12 protein-coding genes are annotated in these 18,566 nt (G+C 70.6%); 8 read left to right on the forward strand and 4 right to left on the reverse strand.

Annotation, left to right across the window (positions count from 1 at the left end; genetic code table 11):
- Window positions 1–1,610, reverse strand: a 1,610-nt coding sequence (locus CCN51_RS26860) for a GAF domain-containing protein (RefSeq protein ID WP_143675900.1), incomplete at its 3' end; no start/stop codon positions are given.
- A 271-nt stretch (window positions 1,611–1,881) separates the two neighbouring features.
- On the opposite strand from CCN51_RS26860, the gene CCN51_RS26865 reads away from it, so the two are divergent.
- The 8 genes from CCN51_RS26865 (at window position 1,882) to CCN51_RS26900 (ending at window position 15,736) form a co-directional block, all read left to right on the forward strand.
- Window positions 1,882–7,404, forward strand: a complete 5,523-nt coding sequence (locus CCN51_RS26865; RefSeq protein WP_086860164.1) for a HAMP domain-containing protein — start codon at window positions 1,882–1,884, stop codon at window positions 7,402–7,404.
- A 274-nt stretch (window positions 7,405–7,678) separates the two neighbouring features.
- Window positions 7,679–8,356: a response regulator gene (locus CCN51_RS26870; RefSeq protein WP_014175954.1), complete on the forward strand. Its 678-nt coding sequence runs from the start codon at window positions 7,679–7,681 to the stop codon at window positions 8,354–8,356.
- A 180-nt stretch (window positions 8,357–8,536) separates the two neighbouring features.
- On the forward strand, window positions 8,537–11,413 hold the full coding sequence (locus tag CCN51_RS26875; RefSeq protein WP_086860166.1) for a DNA translocase FtsK: 2,877 nt from the start codon (window positions 8,537–8,539) through the stop codon (window positions 11,411–11,413).
- Between the two features lie 190 nt (window positions 11,414–11,603).
- Entirely contained in the window at window positions 11,604–12,434 is an 831-nt protein-coding gene (locus CCN51_RS26880) for a helix-turn-helix domain-containing protein (RefSeq protein WP_014175952.1), read from the forward strand.
- A gap of 63 nt (window positions 12,435–12,497) precedes the next feature.
- The gene (rimO, locus tag CCN51_RS26885; protein ID WP_014175951.1) at window positions 12,498–14,063 is read left to right on the forward strand and encodes a 30S ribosomal protein S12 methylthiotransferase RimO; all 1,566 of its coding nucleotides are present in this window, start codon (window positions 12,498–12,500) and stop codon (window positions 14,061–14,063) included.
- Entirely contained in the window at window positions 14,060–14,695 is a 636-nt protein-coding gene (gene pgsA, locus CCN51_RS26890) for a CDP-diacylglycerol--glycerol-3-phosphate 3-phosphatidyltransferase (RefSeq protein WP_014175950.1), read from the forward strand. Before rimO ends, pgsA begins: the two co-directional genes overlap by 4 nt.
- The gene (locus tag CCN51_RS26895) at window positions 14,692–15,243 is read left to right on the forward strand and encodes a CinA family protein (protein ID WP_014175949.1); all 552 of its coding nucleotides are present in this window, start codon (window positions 14,692–14,694) and stop codon (window positions 15,241–15,243) included. The genes pgsA and CCN51_RS26895 overlap by 4 nt, the downstream gene beginning before the upstream one ends.
- A gap of 109 nt (window positions 15,244–15,352) precedes the next feature.
- Window positions 15,353–15,736, forward strand: a complete 384-nt coding sequence (locus tag CCN51_RS26900; protein ID WP_014175948.1) for a helix-turn-helix domain-containing protein — start codon at window positions 15,353–15,355, stop codon at window positions 15,734–15,736.
- 667 nt (window positions 15,737–16,403) lie between these two features.
- On the opposite strand, the gene CCN51_RS26910 is transcribed toward CCN51_RS26900, so the two are convergent.
- The 3 genes from CCN51_RS26910 to CCN51_RS26920 all read right to left on the reverse strand — a co-directional run.
- Window positions 16,404–17,177 (reverse strand): SDR family NAD(P)-dependent oxidoreductase, encoded by a 774-nt coding sequence (locus tag CCN51_RS26910; RefSeq protein WP_014175946.1) that lies wholly within the window; start codon window positions 17,175–17,177, stop codon window positions 16,404–16,406.
- A gap of 33 nt (window positions 17,178–17,210) precedes the next feature.
- Entirely contained in the window at window positions 17,211–18,020 is an 810-nt protein-coding gene (locus CCN51_RS26915) for an Fpg/Nei family DNA glycosylase (protein ID WP_014175945.1), read from the reverse strand.
- A gap of 42 nt (window positions 18,021–18,062) precedes the next feature.
- Window positions 18,063–18,566: Lhr family helicase (locus tag CCN51_RS26920; RefSeq protein ID WP_425444778.1), on the reverse strand; the 504-nt coding region annotated here is incomplete at its 5' end.

The raw sequence follows: 18,566 nt of genomic DNA on the forward strand, positions 1-18,566 counted from the left end.
GCGGCCTGGGAGGGGGCAGTCCACAGGAGGGCGCCGCCGGTGCGCACCTGCTCGGGCGGCTCGATCTTCGTCAGCAGGGCCTTGAGGCCGTCGATGCGCTCCTCGTCCTCGTGCAGCACATAGGACAGTTCGGGGTCGGAGGCGGGGTCGGCCACGGTGTAGACGGCGCACCAGTTGGCCAGTGTGGGCACGGTCATCTGGGCCATGAGGGCGAGCGTCTGGTCGCGGTCGAGGGTTCCGGCGAGCAGATCGGATGCCTCGACGAGGAAGGAGAGGGAGTTACGGCGCAGCCGCTCCAGTTCGGTGAGGCGGGCGCGTTCGACGGCGAGGGCGATGCGGTCGGCGGCGAACTGCAGCCGTAGCGCTTCCTCGTTGCTGTACCGGCCGGCGGACTCGGAGGCGACGCCGAGGGAGCCGGTGAGCCGGCCCTCGACCTTCAGCGGGACGGTGACGACCGAGCGCAGGCCGGTGTTGGCGAGGAGCGGGACGGCGCCGGGCACGATGGAGAGGTCTTCGTGGACGGCGGGCATCCGGGCCGAGCCGTAGCGGCCGGTACCGGCCTCGACAGGGACGCGGGCGAAGCGCTGGCGGGCGGAGGTGAGCCCGGTGGAGGCGCGGACCTCCAGTTCGGTCTCGTCGTCGGTGGCGAGCAGCAGATAGGCGGCGTCGCCGTCGAGCATGTCGCGGGCGCGCTCGACGGTGCGCTGGAGCAGCCCGTCGAGGTCGTCGGGGGCGGGGGAGCCGATGGAGACCTCGAAGGCGTCGGCCGGGCCGCGCTCGGCGCTGTCCGCGGCGTCGGCCCCGGGGGTGCGCTGCGGGCTCTGGAGCACCGCGCGCTCGCGCTCGCGCACCAGCAGGCAGACGGTGGACGGATCGCCGTCGGCGTCGCGGACGCGGAGGTGGGAGGCGTATACGGGGATGACGCGGCCGTCGGCGCCCCGGATGCCGTACGAGCCCTCCCAGCGGGAGAGCTGCAGGGCCTCGGCGACTCCGGTGCCGGTGCCGGGGGTGTGCGGCCAGGCCGCGAGGTCGGTGAGGGGTTTGCCGATGATCTGCTCCGCCGCGTAGCCGAACAGTTCCTGTGCGTCGTCGTTCCAGGCGCTGATGAGGCCGGTGCGGTCGATCTGGGTGACGGCGACGCGGACCCGGGCGTCGGTGACGGGCAGGGCTTCGGCGGGCAGGGCGGGTCCGGCCGAGCGGGTGCCGGCCAGGCGGTCCGGGAATTCGAGTTGGAACCAGACCTGCTTGTGGGTGGCGGTGTACTCGACGCCCCAGCGGGAGGCGAGCGCGGCGCACAGCAGCAGACCCCGGCCGCCCTCGCGGTCGGGGTTGCTGATGGGGCGGCTGGTGGTCTGCAGCGGGAGCTCGCGCTCCGGGTAGCGGTCGGTGACCTCGATGCGCGCGCCGGTCTCGGCGCGGACGCAGACCACGTCGGCGGCCGTCCCGGAGTGCACGACCGCGTTGGTGACCAGCTCGCTGGTCAGGACGACCGCGTCGTCGACGATGTCGGTGAGGCCCCACCCTTGCAGGGTGTCGCGGACGAAGGTGCGGGCGGAGGCGACCGAGCGTCCCACCGGTTCGAAGGTGGCGGCAGCCCGCGCGGTGATCACAGGTCTCCTCATACGTGTCTCGGCGATCTGCTCACCCATGTCGCAGCGCCCCTCCGATGCCTGGCCGGATGCCAGGTTACTTACCTCCGCCGCTTCCGCGAATGCCGGTGGGGGCTGATTCCACCCCAGAGTGTGCTGTCGGGAGCCGGAGTGTGCTTCCGGGGGTGTGCGATGCTGCCGAACTGTTATGGCCTGGTTGGGCCATGGTGAAACACTGGGCAGGCTGGAAGAAGAACCCGAGGACGACGGTCAACCCTGCGGGAGGGACACGGTGGAGTCTGGCGCTGCGACGCGAGGCACGAGCACGCGCGCGAAAGGCGGACGGTCCCGGAGCAATGGGACGACAGAAGTGGACACGGCAGCCCTGAACCGGCTGCTGACGGCGATGACGGCCATGCGGGACGGGAACTTCCGCAAGCGTCTGACGGTCTCGGGCGAGGGTGTGATGTCCGAGATCGCGGCGATCTTCAACGAGGTCGCCGACCGTAATCTGCAGCTCACAGGCGAGCTGGCGCGGGTGCGGCGGGTGGTCGGACGTGAGGGGAAACTCACGGAGCGGCTGGAGATGGGGGCGTGCGAGGGCTCATGGGCTGCCGCCATCGATGCCTCCAATGCGCTGGTGGATGATCTCGTGCGCCCCGTGTCCGAGGTCGGCCGGGTGCTGTCGGCGGTCTCCGAGGGCGACCTGGAGCAGCGGATGGATCTGCGCTCGCAGGGGGCGGACGGCTCGGCGCATCCGCTGCGCGGGGAGTTCCTCAAGGTCGGCCGTACGGTCAATGGCCTGGTGGATCAGCTGTCGGCGTTCACCGACGAGGTGACCCGGGTGGCCAGCGAGGTGGGCACCGAGGGCAAGCTCGGCGGCCAGGCCCGGGTGCGCGGAATGTCGGGTTCTTGGAAGGACCTGACGGAGTCCGTCAACACGATGGCGTCCCGGCTCACGGCTCAGGTACGGGACATCGCCCTGGTGACCACGGCGGTGGCCAAGGGTGATCTGTCCCGTAAGGTCACGGTTCACGTGGCCGGTGAGATGCTCGAACTGAAGAACACCGTCAACACGATGGTGGACCAGCTCTCGTCCTTCGCCTCGGAGGTGACGCGGGTCGCCCGCGAGGTGGGCACCGAGGGCGAGCTCGGCGGTCAGGCGAAGGTTCCCGGCGTGGCGGGGGTGTGGAAGGACCTCACGGACTCCGTCAACCTGATGGCTGGGAACCTCACCGCCCAGGTGCGCGGGATCGCCCAGGTCACCACGGCGGTCGCCAATGGCGATCTGTCGCAGAAGGTGACGGTGAGCGCACGCGGCGAGGTCGCCCAGCTCGCCGAGACGATCAACACGATGACCGAGACGCTGCGCACCTTCGCGGACGAGGTGACGCGGGTGGCCAGCGAGGTCGGGGCCGAGGGCCTGCTGGGCGGTCAGGCGCAGGTGCCTGGTGCGGCGGGAACGTGGAAGGACCTCACCGATTCGGTGAACACCGCGTTCCGTAACCTCACCGCGCAGGTGCGGGACATCGCGCAGGTGACGACGGCGGTGGCCAACGGCGATCTGTCGCAGAAGGTCACGGTCGATGTGGCCGGCGAGATGCTGGAGCTGAAGAACACCGTCAACACGATGGTCGACCAACTGCAGTCCTTCGGCGTCGAGGTGACGCGGGTGGCGCGGGAGATCGGCGTCGAGGGTGAGCTCGGCGGTCAGGCGCAGGTGCCGGGTGTGGCGGGGACGTGGAAGGATCTCACCGATTCGGTGAACACCGCGTTCCGAAACCTCACCGGACAGGTCCGCAACATCGCGCAGGTGACGACGGCGGTCGCCAACGGCGATCTGTCGCAGAAGGTCACCGTGGACGTCTCCGGTGAGATGCTCCAGCTGAAGAACACCGTCAACACGATGGTGGACCAGCTGTCGTCCTTCGCCGACCAGGTCACGCGGATGGCCCGGGACGTGGGCACCGAGGGCCGTCTTGGCGGTCAGGCCCGGGTCGACGGCGTCAGCGGCACCTGGAAGGACCTGACCGACTCCGTCAACTCCATGGCGGGGAACCTGACATCGCAGGTGCGCGGGATCGCTCAGGTGACCACGGCGGTGGCGCGCGGCGATCTGTCGCAGAAGATCGAGGTGGACGCGCGCGGCGAGATCCTGGAGCTGAAGAACACCATCAACACGATGGTCGATCAGCTCTCCGACTTCGCCGAGCAGGTGACCCGGGTCGCCCGCGAAGTGGGCACGGAAGGCCGGCTGGGCGGGCAGGCGCGGGTGCCCGGCGTGGCGGGCGTCTGGCGCGATCTGACCGACTCGGTGAACAGCATGGCGGGCAATCTGACCGCCCAGGTCCGCAGCATCGCGCAGGTCGCCACGGCGGTGGCGCGCGGTGACCTGTCGCAGAAGATCGAGGTGGACGCGCGCGGCGAGATCCTGGAGCTCAAGAACACCCTGAACACCATGGTCGACCAGCTGTCCTCGTTCGCCGAGGAGGTCACCAGGGTGGCCCGCGAGGTGGGCACGGAGGGCCAACTGGGCGGGCAGGCAGAGGTGCAGGGGGTCTCGGGCACCTGGAAGGACCTCACTCAGTCGGTGAACGGCATGGCCGACAACCTGACCTCCCAGGTGCGCTCCATCGCCGAGGTGACCACGGCGGTCGCCAAGGGCGACCTGTCGAAGAAGATCACGGTCGATGCCAAGGGCGAGATCCTGGAGCTCGTCACGACCGTGAACACGATGGTGGACCAGCTGTCGTCGTTCGCGGAGCAGGTCACGCGGGTGGCCCGTGAGGTGGGTACGGAGGGCCAGCTGGGTGGTCAGGCGCGGGTGCCGGGCGTGACCGGCATCTGGAAGGACCTGAGCAACAACGTCAACCTGATGGCCAACAACCTCACCATTCAGGTGCGCAATATCTCCCAGGTCTCGGCCGCGGTCGCCAACGGGGACCTGACGAAGAAGGTGACGGTCGATGCCAAGGGCGAGATCGCTCAGCTCGCCGACACCGTCAACACGATGGTGACGACGCTGTCGTCGTTCGCGGACGAGGTCACCCGGGTGGCGCGCGAGGTGGGCACCGACGGCATCCTCGGCGGCCAGGCGCGGGTGCCCGGCGTCTCGGGGACCTGGAAGGACCTCACCGAGTCCGTGAACTCGATGGCGTCCAACCTGACCGGGCAGGTCCGCAATATCGCGATGGTCACCACGGCGATCGCCCAGGGTGATCTGACGAAGAAGATCGACATCGAGGCCCGGGGCGAGATCCTGGAGCTCAAGACAACGATCAACACGATGGTCGACCAGCTGTCGTCGTTCGCCGACCAGGTCACCAGGGTGGCCCGCGAGGTGGGCACCGAGGGGCAGCTTGGCGGTCAGGCTCGGGTGCGGGACGTGGCCGGCACCTGGAAGGACCTGACCGAGTCGGTGAACGAGATGGCGGGCAATCTGACCCGTCAGGTGCGCGCCATCGCCGAGGTCGCCACCGCGGTGACCCGCGGCGACCTCAACCTCAAGATCGATGTGGATGCGGCGGGCGAGATCCAGGTCCTCCAGGACAACGTCAACACCATGATCGCCAATCTGCGCGAGACGACGCTCGCCAACGAGGAGCAGGACTGGCTCAAGGGCAACCTGGCCCGTATCTCCGGTTTGATGCAGGGGCGGCGCGACCTGGCGGACGTCGCACGGCTGATCATGAGCGAGCTGACCCCGGTGGTCTCCGCGCAGCACGGCGCGTTCTTCCTGGCGGTGCCGACCGACGAGGGCGGCGCCGACAGTGGCGAGGACGCGTACGAGCTGCGGCTGATCGGCAGTTACGGCTACTCCAAGGGCACCATGCCGACCACCTTCCGGCCGGGTGACTCGCTCATCGGCACGGTCGCGGTGGAGAAGCGCAGCATCCTGATCGAGCGGGTGCCGCCGAACTACCTGAAGATCTCCTCGGGTCTCGGCGAGGCCCCCCCGGCCAATGTGATCGTGCTGCCGGTGCTGTTCGAGGGCCAGCTCCTCGGCGTGGTCGAACTGGCCTCCTTCCAGCCCTTCACCCAGATCCAGAAGGACTTCCTCAACCAGATCGCCGAGATGATCGGCACCAGCGTCAACACCATCAGCGTCAACACCAAGACCGAGGTGCTGCTCAAGCAGTCGCAGGAGCTCACCGAGCAGCTGCGCGAGCGGTCGGCCGAGCTGGAGAACCGGCAGAAGGCGCTGCAGGCATCCAACGCGGAGCTGGAGGAGAAGGCGGCGCTGCTGGCGCGGCAGAACCGCGACATCGAGGTCAAGAACACCGAGATCGAAGAGGCCCGGCAGGTGCTGGAGGAGCGCGCCGAGCAACTTGCCGTCTCGATGCGCTACAAGAGCGAGTTCCTGGCGAACATGTCGCATGAGCTGCGCACCCCGCTCAACTCCCTGCTGATCCTCGCCAAGCTGCTGGCCGACAACGCCGACGGCAATCTCTCGCCCAAGCAGGTGGAGTTCGCCGAGACCATCCATGGCGCGGGCTCGGACCTGCTCCAGCTGATCAACGACATCCTGGACCTGTCGAAGGTCGAGGCGGGCAAGATGGACGTCAGCCCGACCCGTATCGCCCTGATCCAGCTCGTCGACTACGTGGAGGCGACGTTCAGGCCGCTGACCGCGGAGAAGGGCCTGGACTTCTCCGTACGGGTCTCCCCGGAACTCCCGGCGACGCTGCACACCGACGAGCAGCGGCTGCTGCAGGTGCTGCGCAACCTGCTGTCCAACGCGGTGAAGTTCACCGACACCGGTGCCGTGGAGCTGGTCATCAGGCCCGCGGGCGCGGATGTGCCCGACGGGATCCGGGAGCAGCTGCTGGAGCACGGTGCGCTGCGCGACCCGGACGCCGAGATGATCGCGTTCTCGGTCACCGACACCGGTATCGGCATCGCGAGCAGCAAGATGAGGGTCATCTTCGAGGCGTTCAAGCAGGCCGACGGCACCACCAGCCGCAAGTACGGCGGCACCGGCCTCGGCCTGTCCATCAGCCGGGAGATCGCCCGGCTGCTCGGCGGTGAGATCCACGCCGCCAGCGAGCCGGGCCGCGGCTCGACCTTCACGCTGTACCTGCCGCTCCACCCCAGCCAGCTGCCGCCCCAGGGCTACCCGCAGCTCGGCCCCGCCGGAGAGCCCGCGCTGGCCCTGGAGGCCGTGCTGGACAGCGGCGCCGAGGCCGCGGCCGAAGAGGGCGCCGCGGAGCCGCAGGAGGCCGTGCACGATCCCTCGATGTCCGCGGCGGCGCGCCGGCAGCGGGCGCGCGGCGGCGCGGGGGGCCACCGGAGCGGTCGGCGGGTCGCGCCGCAGGAGGCGGTCGGCGGGGCGGCCCTGGCCCGGCTGGGCCGCCGCCCGGCCCCGCGGCGTACGGAGGCGCCGGAGCCCTGGCTGTTGGGTGGTCAGGACCTGGTCGCGCCGGAGCCGGCGGGTGGGTTCCACGGTGAGAAGGTGCTGATTGTCGACGACGACATCCGCAATGTGTTCGCGCTCACCAGCGTGCTGGAACAGCACGGGCTGCAGGTGCTCTACGCCGAGAACGGCCGGGAGGGCATCGAGGTGCTGGAGCAGCATGACGACGTCGTACTCGTCCTGATGGACATCATGATGCCGGAGATGGACGGTTACGCCACGACGGCGGCGATCCGCCGGATGCCGCAGTTCGCCGGGCTGCCGATCATCGCCCTCACCGCGAAGGCGATGAAGGGCGACCGGGAGAAGAGCATCCAGGCCGGCGCGTCGGATTATGTGACCAAGCCCGTGGACACGGATCATCTCCTCGCGGTCATGGAGCAGTGGATGGGCGCGGAGTGACCGGCGGGAACGCGGTGGCCGCAAGGCTGTTGACTGAGTGTCGCCGAACACGTGTGGGAACACCGTGTTCGGGGAACCTTCTGGTCTCTTACTGCGTTTCTGCTACGTGCACAGTGACATCGCGGTGACAGGGTGTGGCGAACAGCGGGGTGCGGCTACCATGACCGGCACAAGGACGGGCGGCGCAAGGGAGTCGTCCCCCGGGGCGGCGCCCGGCGCTTCCCCGAGCTCTTCGAGCAGGGGAGGCTCCATGCCGGGGCGAGGAGGACGGGCCATGGTTCAGAAGGCCAAGATCCTCCTGGTCGATGACCGGCCGGAGAATCTGCTGGCGCTGGAGGCCATTCTCTCCGCGCTCGATCAGACACTGGTACGGGCATCGTCAGGGGAGGAAGCGCTCAAGGCGCTGCTGACGGACGACTTCGCGGTCATCCTGCTGGACGTCCAGATGCCGGGGATGGACGGTTTCGAGACCGCCGCGCATATCAAGCGGCGGGAGCGGACCCGTGACATTCCGATCATCTTTCTCACCGCGATCAACCATGGTCCGCATCACACCTTCCGCGGGTATGCGGCGGGCGCGGTCGACTACATCTCCAAGCCGTTCGACCCATGGGTGCTGCGCGCGAAGGTCTCGGTGTTCGTCGATCTGTATATGAAGAACTGCCAGCTGAGGGAGCAGGCCTCGCTGCTGCGGCTGCAGTTGGAGGGCGGCCAGGCCGGCGGGGAGGACGCCAAGGAGGCGGCGGGTCTGCTGGCCGAGCTGTCCGCGCGGCTGGCCGCGGTGGAGGAGCAGGCCGAGGCGCTGTCGAAGCAGCTGGACGAGTCCGCGGACGCGGCCGCCGTGGCGACCGCCGCCCATCTGGAGCGGAAGCTGACCGGACTGCGGCGGGCGCTTGACGCGTTGGAGCCCGGATCCGGTGGCGGAGCGAGCCCGATGCCCTCACAGGCCTGAGCGGCGCGGGGTCACGCTCCTTGCGTCGCCCGGGCCGTGACGGCCCGTCGCCCTGATGTCCTGTCACCCCGAGCCCTTGCGCCCGCCAGGGCCGCCGGGGCCGTCACGGGCGTGACGTGAGTGACGCCTGCCGCCGCCGTATGCGTGCTCCGTACGGCGGACGCGGGTAATCTCGCCCTCATGGCCTCTCGTACGTCCGGCAAGGGTTCCCAGAGCACGGCGGGCACCTCGAAGAAGCGCGCCGGGCAGTCCGGGGGCGCCGCCAAGAAGGCACCCGCCAAGAAGGCGGTTGCCAAGAAGGCGCCTGCCAAGAAGTCCGCCGCGCCCGCGAAGAAGGCCGCGCCGAAGAAGGCCGCCGCCAAGGCCGTGCCGCCCAAGCCGGCGCCGAACCCCACCAGCGGGGTGTTGCGCGTGGCGCGCGCCGTATGGATGGGCCTGGCCCGCGGCGTCGCGGCGCTGTTCCGCGGCATAGGGCGCGGCGCGAAAGGACTGGACCCGGCCCACCGCAAGGACGGCAGCGCGCTGCTGCTGCTCGCCCTGGCCCTGATCGTCGCGGTCGGCACCTGGTCCAACCTCCAGGGCCCGGTCGGCGACCTGGTCGAGGTGCTGGTCACCGGCGCCTTCGGCCGGCTCGACCTGGTCGTGCCGATACTGCTGGGCGCCATCGCGGTCCGGCTGATCCTCCACCCCGAGAAGCCGGAGGCGAACGGACGGATCGTCATCGGCCTGTCCGCCCTCGTGATCGGCGTGCTCGGGCAGGTCCACATCGCCTGCGGGGCGCCGGGACGCGGCCAGGGCACCCAGGCGATCCAGGACGCGGGCGGCCTCGTCGGGTGGGCGGCATCCCGGCCGCTGATCCTCGCGATGGGTGAGGTGCTGGCCGTACCGCTGCTGGTGCTGCTCACCGTCTTCGGGCTGCTGGTCGTCACCGCGACGCCGGTCGCCGCCATCCCGCAGCGGCTGCGCCGGCTCGGCGTCAAGCTCGGCCTCGTACGGGAGCGCCCCGCCGAGTACCAGGCCGACGACGAGGGCTACGGGGCCTACGACGACTACGATCCGTACGGCGCCGGGGAGTACGCCGAGGAATGGCGCGAGACGCCCGCCAGACGGCCTCGGCGGGGCTCGGCGGACCAGGGGGGCCCGCAGGGCGCCGGCGACCCGGAGCGGGCCGAGGAGGAGGCGCTGCGCAAGCGCCGGCGGACGCGCCGCGCGCCGTCCGCGCAGCCGCCGCTCGACCGCCCGATGGACGCCGTGGACGTGGCGGCCGCCGCTGCCGCGGCGCTGGACGGGGCGGTGCTGCACGGCGTCCAGCCCTCACCGCTGGTCGCAGGGCTCAGCAGCGGGATCTCCACCGACCGGGGCGCCGGGTCCGACACGGGCGCGGTACCGGGTGCGCGCGACGCCGAGCAGAGCGGCGAGGCGGGCGCCACGGCGGGCAAGCGGAAGCGGCCCGATCGGCAGGATCGGCAAGTGGGGGCGGATGAGGAGGAGCGGGCGGCGGTCGTCCCCGACCTGACCCGGCCCGCGCCCGAGCCCTCCGAGCCGCTGCCGCCGCGCGCCGAGCAGCTGCAGCTCTCCGGCGACATCACCTATGCCCTGCCCTCGCTCGAGCTGCTGGAGCGCGGCGGACCCGGCAAGAGCCGCAGCCCGGCCAACGACGCCGTCGTCGCCTCGCTGTCGAACGTCTTCTCCGAGTTCAAGGTGGACGCGTCCGTCACCGGCTTCACCCGCGGCCCGACGGTCACCCGCTACGAGGTGGAGCTCGGCCCCGCGGTGAAGGTCGAGCGGATCACGGCGCTGACCAAGAACATCGCCTACGCCGTCGCCAGCCCCGATGTGCGCATCATCAGCCCGATCCCCGGCAAGTCCGCCGTGGGCATCGAGATCCCCAACAGCGACCGCGAGATGGTCCGGCTGGGGGACGTGCTGCGCTCGGCCGACTCCGTCGGCGACGACCACCCGATGATCGTCGCGCTCGGCAAGGACGTCGAGGGCGGCTATGTCGCACACAACCTGGCGGCCATGCCCCATGTGCTGGTGGCCGGCGCCACCGGCTCCGGAAAGTCGTCGTGCATCAACTGCCTGATCACCTCGGTCATGGTGCGCGCCACCCCGGACGATGTGCGGATGGTGCTGGTCGACCCCAAGCGCGTGGAGCTGACCGCGTACGAGGGCATCCCGCATCTGATCACGCCGATCATCACCAACCCCAAGCGCGCCGCCGAGGCCCTGCAGTGGGTCGTACGGGAGATGGACCTGCGCTACGACGACCTCGCGGCGTTCGGCTTCCGGCATGTGGACGACTTCAACGCGGCGGTCCGCGCGGGCAAGGTGAAGCAGCCGGACGGCAGCGAGCGCGAGCTCAAGCCCTACCCGTATCTGCTAGTGATCGTCGACGAGCTCGCCGACCTGATGATGATCGCGCCCCGGGACGTCGAGGACTCGATCGTCCGCATCACCCAGCTGGCCCGCGCGGCGGGCATCCATCTGGTGCTGGCCACCCAGCGGCCGTCCGTGGACGTCGTCACCGGCCTGATCAAGGCGAACGTGCCGTCACGGCTCGCCTTCGCCACCTCCTCGCTGGCCGACAGCCGGGTGATCCTGGACCAGGCCGGCGCGGAGAAGCTGATCGGCAAGGGCGACAGCCTGTTCCTGCCGATGGGCGCGAGCAAGCCGGTCCGGATGCAGGGCGCCTTCGTCACGGAGGAGGAGGTCGCCGCCATTGTCGAGCACTGCAAGGCACAGATGGCGCCCGTCTTCCGCGAGGACGTCACCGTCGGGACGGCGAAGAAGAAGGAGATCGACGAGGACATCGGCGACGATCTGGACCTGCTGTGCCAGGCCGCTGAGCTGGTCGTTTCCACACAGTTCGGGTCGACGTCGATGCTGCAGCGCAAGCTGCGGGTCGGCTTCGCCAAGGCGGGGCGGCTGATGGACCTCATGGAGTCGCGGGGGATCGTCGGCCCGAGCGAGGGCTCCAAGGCGCGCGATGTAATGGTCAAACCGGATGAATTGGATGGAGTGCTCGCGGTGATCCGCGGGGAGGCTCACCCATAAGGAATCGGCGGGCAACCGTTTCCCCTGCCGATACGTCAAGTTGAGGGAGGTGGCGAAGGGATGTCCCACGATGGTGGTCATACGGCAATCCTGATGGCGGACAAACTCCGTCCTCCCGCTTGCCCGACCCTTTCGCCCCACCCCTAAACTGAACCTCCAGCAGGTGGCTACACGCTCGAAAGGCGCCCCCGTGTCCATCGGCAACTCCCCCGGCAACTCGCCAGAAGACGACCGGCCTTCCGTCGGTCGCGCCCTCCAGCAGGCCCGCGTCGCCGCGGGGCTGACCGTCGACGAGGTCAGTACGACCACCCGGGTGCGCGTTCCCCTACTGCAAGGCATCGAGCAGGACGACTACGCGCGATGCGGCGGCGACGTATACGCCCGGGGGCATATCCGCGTGCTCGCCCGCGCCGTCGGCCTCGATCCGGACGCCCTGGTCGCCCAGTACGACGCCGAGCACGGAGGCCGCCCCGTGCCGACCCTGGCGGCGCCGGTGTTCGAGGCCGAGCGGATCCGCCCCGAGCCCCGCCGCCCCAACTGGACGGCCGCCATGGTCGCGGCGATCGTCGCGGTGGTCGGATTCGTCGGCTTCACGCTCTTCAGCGGCGACGGCGGAAAGGGGGACGGCGGCTCCACGGTCGCCGAGGAGAGCACGACGGCCAAGCCGCCGACGACCAAGCCCACCGCCAAGCCGACTCCTACGAAACCGACCGACCAGAAGCCCGAACCGTCCGACAGCGCCATCGCGGGTGTTCCGGCGGACAAGGTCACGGTCAGGCTGACCGCGGAGAACGGACAGAGCTGGATCTCCGCCCAGGACCACAACGGACGGCTGATCCACGAGGGCCTGCTGCGCCAGGGCGACTCCAAGACGTTCAGCGACAGCAAGCGGATCGATCTGGTGCTCGGTAATGCCCAGGCCATCAAGCTGTTCGTGAACGGCAAGGAGGTCAAGGATCTGGCGGCCAACGGGCAGGTCCAGCGGCTGAGCTACACCAAGGGAGATCCCGAGGCGGGCTGAGCCGGCAGCCGGACGGGAGCCCTGGCAGCGGGAGGTGTCGGCGCGACGAAGTAGTCTGAGCCCATGTCCGAACGCCGCACCGTCGCCCTTGTCACTCTTGGCTGCGCCCGTAACGAGGTGGACTCGGAGGAGCTCGCAGGCCGCTTGGCGGCGGACGGCTGGGAGCTCGTCGAGGAAGCCGCCGACGCTGATGTCGCCGTCGTCAACACCTGTGGATTCGTCGAAGCGGCCAAGAAGGACTCGGTCGACGCCCTGCTGGAGGCCAACGACCTGAAGGACCACGGCCGCACCCAGGCCGTGGTCGCCGTCGGCTGCATGGCCGAGCGGTACGGAAAAGAGCTGGCGGAGGCGCTGCCCGAGGCCGACGGGGTGCTCGGCTTCGACGACTACGCCCATATCTCGGACCGGCTGCAGACCATCCTGTCGGGTGGGATCCACGCGTCGCACACGCCACGCGACCGGCGCAAGCTGCTGCCCATCAGCCCGGCCGAGCGGCAGGGGGCCGCCGAGGTCGCCCTGCCGGGCCATGCGCAGGCCGAGGCCGCCCCTGAAGATCTGCCCGCGCCCGAGGATCTGCCCGCGGGCGTGGCCCCGGCTTCCGGGCCCCGGGCCCCGCTGCGCCGCAGACTGGGCAGCAGCCCGGTGGCCTCGGTCAAGCTGGCCTCGGGCTGCGACCGGCGGTGCTCCTTCTGCGCCATCCCGTCCTTCCGCGGGTCCTTCATCTCCCGCAGACCCTCCGATGTACTGGGCGAGACACGCTGGCTGGCCGAGCAGGGCGTGAAGGAGATCATGCTGGTCTCCGAGAACAACACCTCGTACGGCAAGGACCTCGGCGACATCCGGCTGCTGGAGACGCTGCTGCCCGAGCTGGCCGCGGTGGACGGCATCGAGCGGATCCGGGTCAGCTATCTGCAGCCCGCCGAGATGCGGCCCGGGCTGATCGACGTGCTCACCTCGACCGAGAAGGTCGCGCCGTACTTCGATCTGTCCTTCCAGCACTCCGCCCCCTCGGTGCTGCGGGCGATGCGCCGCTTCGGGGACACCGACCGCTTCCTGGAGCTGCTGGACCGGATCCGGGCCAAGGCGCCGCAGGCGGGTGTCCGGTCCAACTTCATCGTCGGCTTCCCCGGCGAGACCGAGGACGACCTGGCCGAGCTGGAGCGGTTCCTCGGCGCCGCCCGACTGGACGCCATCGGCGTCTTCGGGTACTCGGACGAGGAGGGCACCGAGGCCGCGACGTACGAGGACAAGGTCGACCCGGACGAGGTCGCCGAGCGGCTGGCGCATATCTCACGGCTGGCCGAGGAGCTCACCGCGCAGCGGGCCGAGGAGCGGCTGGGCGATGTGGTCGAGGTGATGGTCGAGGAATCCGGTGACGCGCATGTCGCCGAGGACACCGACGGCGCCGACGAGGGGGCGGGATCCCTGGTGGGGCGCGCCGCCCACCAGGCGCCCGAGACCGACGGCCAGACCCTGCTGACCGTGTCCGGGACCGGCCCGGTGCCCGCCGTGGGGCAACTGGTCACGGCGAAGGTGGTGGCGACGGAAGGTGTGGACCTGGTCGCCGAGGTGCTGGAGCAGGGGGAGCTGCCGGCGGGCGGCGCGTGTTCCGAGGAGGCCGGCAGATGAGCGGAGTGCCGGCCTCCGCCGCGGGTGGCCACCACCGCCCGGCCGCGGCCGCCCGGCCCGCCAGGCTGTGGAACATCGCCAACATCCTGACCATGGTCCGGCTGCTGCTGGTGCCCGGGTTCGTGTTGTTGATGCTGCACAACGGCGGGTACGACCCGGCCTGGCGCTCTTTCGCCTGGGCCGCGTTCGCCATCGCCATGATCACCGACCTCTTCGACGGGCATCTGGCCCGCCGGTACAACCTGGTCACCAACTTCGGGAAGATCGCCGACCCGATCGCCGACAAGGCGATCATGGGCGCCGCGCTGATCTGTCTGTCGGCGCTGTCCGACCTTCCGTGGTGGGTCACCGGAGTGATCCTCTTCCGTGAGATCGGGATCACACTGATGCGCTTCTGGGTGATCAAGCACGGGGTGATTCCGGCAAGCCGCGGCGGGAAGATGAAGACGCTCGCGCAGGGCGTCGCGGTCGGCATGTACATTCTGGCGCTCACCGGGCCGCTGGCCACCTTGCGGTTCTGGATGATGGCCGTGGCCGTGGCGCTCACCGTGCTCACCGGCCTCGACTACGTCCGGCAGGCGATCGTGCTGCGCCGGGCCGGGCTGGCCGCGGAGCGGGAGTCCGTGGGATGACTGGGGGAAACGGGGGAAACGGGGGAACTGGTGCAGCGGGCGCAGCGGCGGCCGAGGCGCTGGGGCTGCTGGAGGGGCGCGGGGAGACCATCGCCGTCGCCGAGTCGCTGACCGGCGGGCTGCTGGCCGCCGAGCTGACCGCCGTACCGGGCGCGTCCCGCTCCTTCCGCGGCTCGGTGACCGCGTACGCCACCGGCCTCAAGCGGGATCTGCTGGGCGTGGACGGCGCCCTGCTCGACGCCCGCGGGGCCGTGGACGCGGAGGTCGCCCGGCAGATGGCGCAGGGTGTGCGGCGGGTGCTGGGCGCGGACTGGGGCGTGGCGACCACGGGTGTGGCCGGGCCCACACCGCAGGACGGACAGCCTGTGGGCACGGTCCATGTGGCCGTGGCGAGGACGTCGGGGGCGGCCACCGGGGTGGCGCTGCGGCTGGCCGGAGACCGTGCCGGAATCCGTGGACAGACCGTGGAGGCGGCGGTCAAGCTGCTGTTGAGGGAATTGATCGCGACTGCGAGGGCACAGGATACGGAACAACACGGGGGGATTTGATGTTTGCAGCCCTGAGTGAACACGACATCGCTCCCCGCACGGGCGCAGCAAGAGGCGGTACGGTGGGGCGTGAAGGATCCGGATCCGAGGTCCGAGGAGGGAGCCAGCGATGATTCTGCTCCGTCGCCTGCTGGGTGACGTGCTGCGTCGGCAGCGCCAGCGCCAGGGCCGTACCCTGCGCGAGGTGTCCTCCTCCGCCCGGGTGTCCCTCGGCTATCTCTCAGAGGTGGAGCGCGGCCAGAAGGAGGCGTCCTCCGAGTTGCTGTCCGCGATCTGCGACGCACTGGACGTCAGGATGTCCCAGGTCATGCGAGAGGTGAGCGACGAGTTGTCGCTCGCGGAGCTGGCGGAGTCGGCGGCGGCGAGCGAGAAGGTGCCCGCGCCGATGCGGCCCATGCTCAATTCGGTTTCCGTGACGTCCGTGACGGGTGTCCCGGAGGAGCGGGTGACCATCAAGGCGCCTGCGGAGGCTGTGGACGTGGTCGCGGCCTGATCGCGGTGGCGCCTTGGCGCGTCGCGCCCTGACAGCAAAGAGCTTTTGAGCCCCGGTCGGTAGTACACCGACCGGGGCCTCGACGTTTGCCCGGTCGCGCGCGGGTGACTCTGTGGGAAGGTGGAGGGGGATCAAAAGCCATCAAATAGTTCAAAAGGTATTTAAGGAACAGTCAACAGGTCGAAAAGGAGGAGATGGGTGTCCGTCGCGGAGCGGGCTTCGGCGCTCGTGGGATCCGTGATCACCCGTATGCGGGACCGTATCGAGGCGACGGCCGAACCCGATCCCGTGACGGCTGGGCAGACTGAGGGGCGCGGGAGGTCTGACACGCGCCCATGAGCCTTCCGTGCGCCCTCCCGTCGTCCGTGAGCGGGCGTCTAGCGTCGGCCGAAGGAGGCAGTCGATGGCAGCCGTGGGAGGGGCCGACAACCAGCGCCGCGGACCGGTCCGGTGGGCGGTCGCGATTGCTCTCGGCGGGGTGTGGTGGTGGGCGGTGCTGCGGCTGGCCGCGGCGCCGGAGCAGACCGGGCCGGTCGAGGGGGCGTTCACGGCGGGCGGCTGGGGGCTGAGTCTGCTGCCGGTGCACTGCGGTCCCTCCCGGGGGCGGTCGGTGGGCCGGATTTCCTCGGGGCCGCGGTCGCGGCCGGGGTCACCACCAGGGCCGGGGTCACCAGGGCATGGCGACGCCGCCGTTCGGACGCAGAATCTGGCCGGTCATGAAGGATGAGGCGTCGGACGCCAGGTGAAGCACGGCGTGCGCGACGTCCGTCGGTTCGCCCACCCGCCCCAGCGGAGTGCGCCGCACCATCGGCTCTTCCGCGAGGCGCTGCTCCTCATCGCTGTGGCGGTCGGTCATGGGCGTGCGAATCCACCCCGGGGCGACGGCGTTGACGCGGATGCCATGGCGGCCCACCTCGGTGGCGAGGGTCTTGGTGAGCTGGACGACGGCGGCCTTCGCGACGCCGTAGCAGAGCAGACCGGGTGCGCCGGTGTCGATGGCGCCGGAGGCCATCGTGACGATGGTGCCGCCGGTACCCTGCTCGATCATGGCGCGTGCGGCTTCCTGACAGCCGTACAGCACCCCCTTGAAGTTGACCGCCAGGACGCGGTCGAGGTCGGCGTCGTCCGTCTCCAGGACGGTGCTGCTGTGCATGATCCCGGCGATGTTGGCCATGATGCCGAGGCGTGCGCCGGTGCGTATGGCGGCCACTGTGGCGGCGATCTGCGCGCGGTCGGCGACGTCGAGGGTGTGGGCGTGGGCGCTGCCCCCGGATGCGGTGATGTCGTCGGCTGTCCGTTGCGCGCCCTTGCCGTCCAGGTCCGCGCAGTGGACGGTCGCGCCGGCCTCGGCGAGCAGGGCGGCGCTGGCCCGGCCGATTCCGCTGGCCGCGCCGGTGACCAGTGCGGTGCGGCCGGTGAGATCGTACGCGGTGAGGGTCATGTGCGTGACCGTACGACTGGATCTGACGGATCGTCAATTAGTTGGCGGGTCGGTGACGGTCGGGCCTGGCTGGCAGGCCGGGCACCAGTACGTGCTGCGCTCCTTGTCGGCGCGGCCCTGCTCCATGCGTACGGGCGTCCCGCAGCGCAGACAGGGCTTGCCCGCCCGGCCGTAGACCCACAGCCGGCGGTCGGCGCGCGACTCGGCCGTGGTGATGCGGGCCGGCCGGGCCTTGTTGGCTTCCAGGAGCCGTTTGGCGAGGGCCACCAGGCGCTCCGGGGACGGTACTTGGCCGACGGGCAGCCACGGGGAGACGCGCACCAGGAAGCACAGCTCCGACTTGTACACATTGCCGATCCCCGCGAGGTTGCGCTGGTCGAGCAGCGCCTCGCCGAGGGGGCGGGCGGGGTCGGCGAGGAGCCGGCGCAGGGCCTCGTGCGGGTCCCAGTCGGGGCCGAGGAGATCGGGGCCGAGGTGTCCGACGGCCCGGTCCTCGTCCGTGGTGCGGAGCAGTTCGAGGACGGGGAGGCGGTAGCCGACGGCCGTGCGCTCGGCGGTGCTGAGAATGGCGCGGACCTGGTGGAGCGGGCCGCCGCGCCACCGCTCGCCGGGGTCGTACAGATGCCAGGCGCCATCCATCCGCAGATGGGAGTGGAGCGTCAGGCCGCCCTCCAGGCGGGTGAGCAGATGCTTTCCGCGCGCGGTGACGTCCATCACCTGGCGCCCGGCGAGGTCGACCGTGGCCAGCCGGGGGATGCGCAGGTCGCAGCCGGTGAGCTGCCGGCCTGCCAAGGCCTGGTCCAGGCGCCTGGCCGTCCGCCAGACGGTGTCTCCTTCGGGCATGGGTCCATGATGCCCCCGGCGCGCCGCGGTCCAGGCTGCTGGTCAGGGGCGCAGGCGCAGGCCGCGGGGGGTGGGGTGGAAGCCCGCGGCCTCCAGGGCGCGCCCTGTCGGGGAGGACAGCGCGGCCGCCCCGTTGACCCGCTCCACGGTCACCGTGCCCAGGGAGCCCGCCCGCGCGGCCTGGGCCAGCACCTCGACCGCCGCATCGATCCGGGTGTCGTCGCACCAGGCGAGCAGCGTCTTGCCGCCCCGCTCCATGTACAGGCTCAGCTCTCCGTCGACGAGGACCACCAGGGACCCCGCCTTCCGGCCCGGCCGGTGGGTCGCGTCCGCGGGCGGATCGGGCCAGGGGAGGGCCGCCCCGTACGCGTTGGCGGGGTCGGCCGCGGCGAGGAGGACGGCGCGGCGGGCGGGGTCGCCGGTGTCACGGGCCGTACTGACCGCGCGGAGCCGGTCGACCGCTCCGTCCATGGCGAACTGGGCGGCGCCGAGCCCTTCGACCACATAGCCGCGGCGGGCCTGGCCGCTGTCCTCGAAGGCGGACAG

Source organism: Streptomyces milbemycinicus (assembly GCF_002154605.1).
Lineage (GTDB): Bacteria > Actinomycetota > Actinomycetes > Streptomycetales > Streptomycetaceae > Streptomyces > Streptomyces milbemycinicus.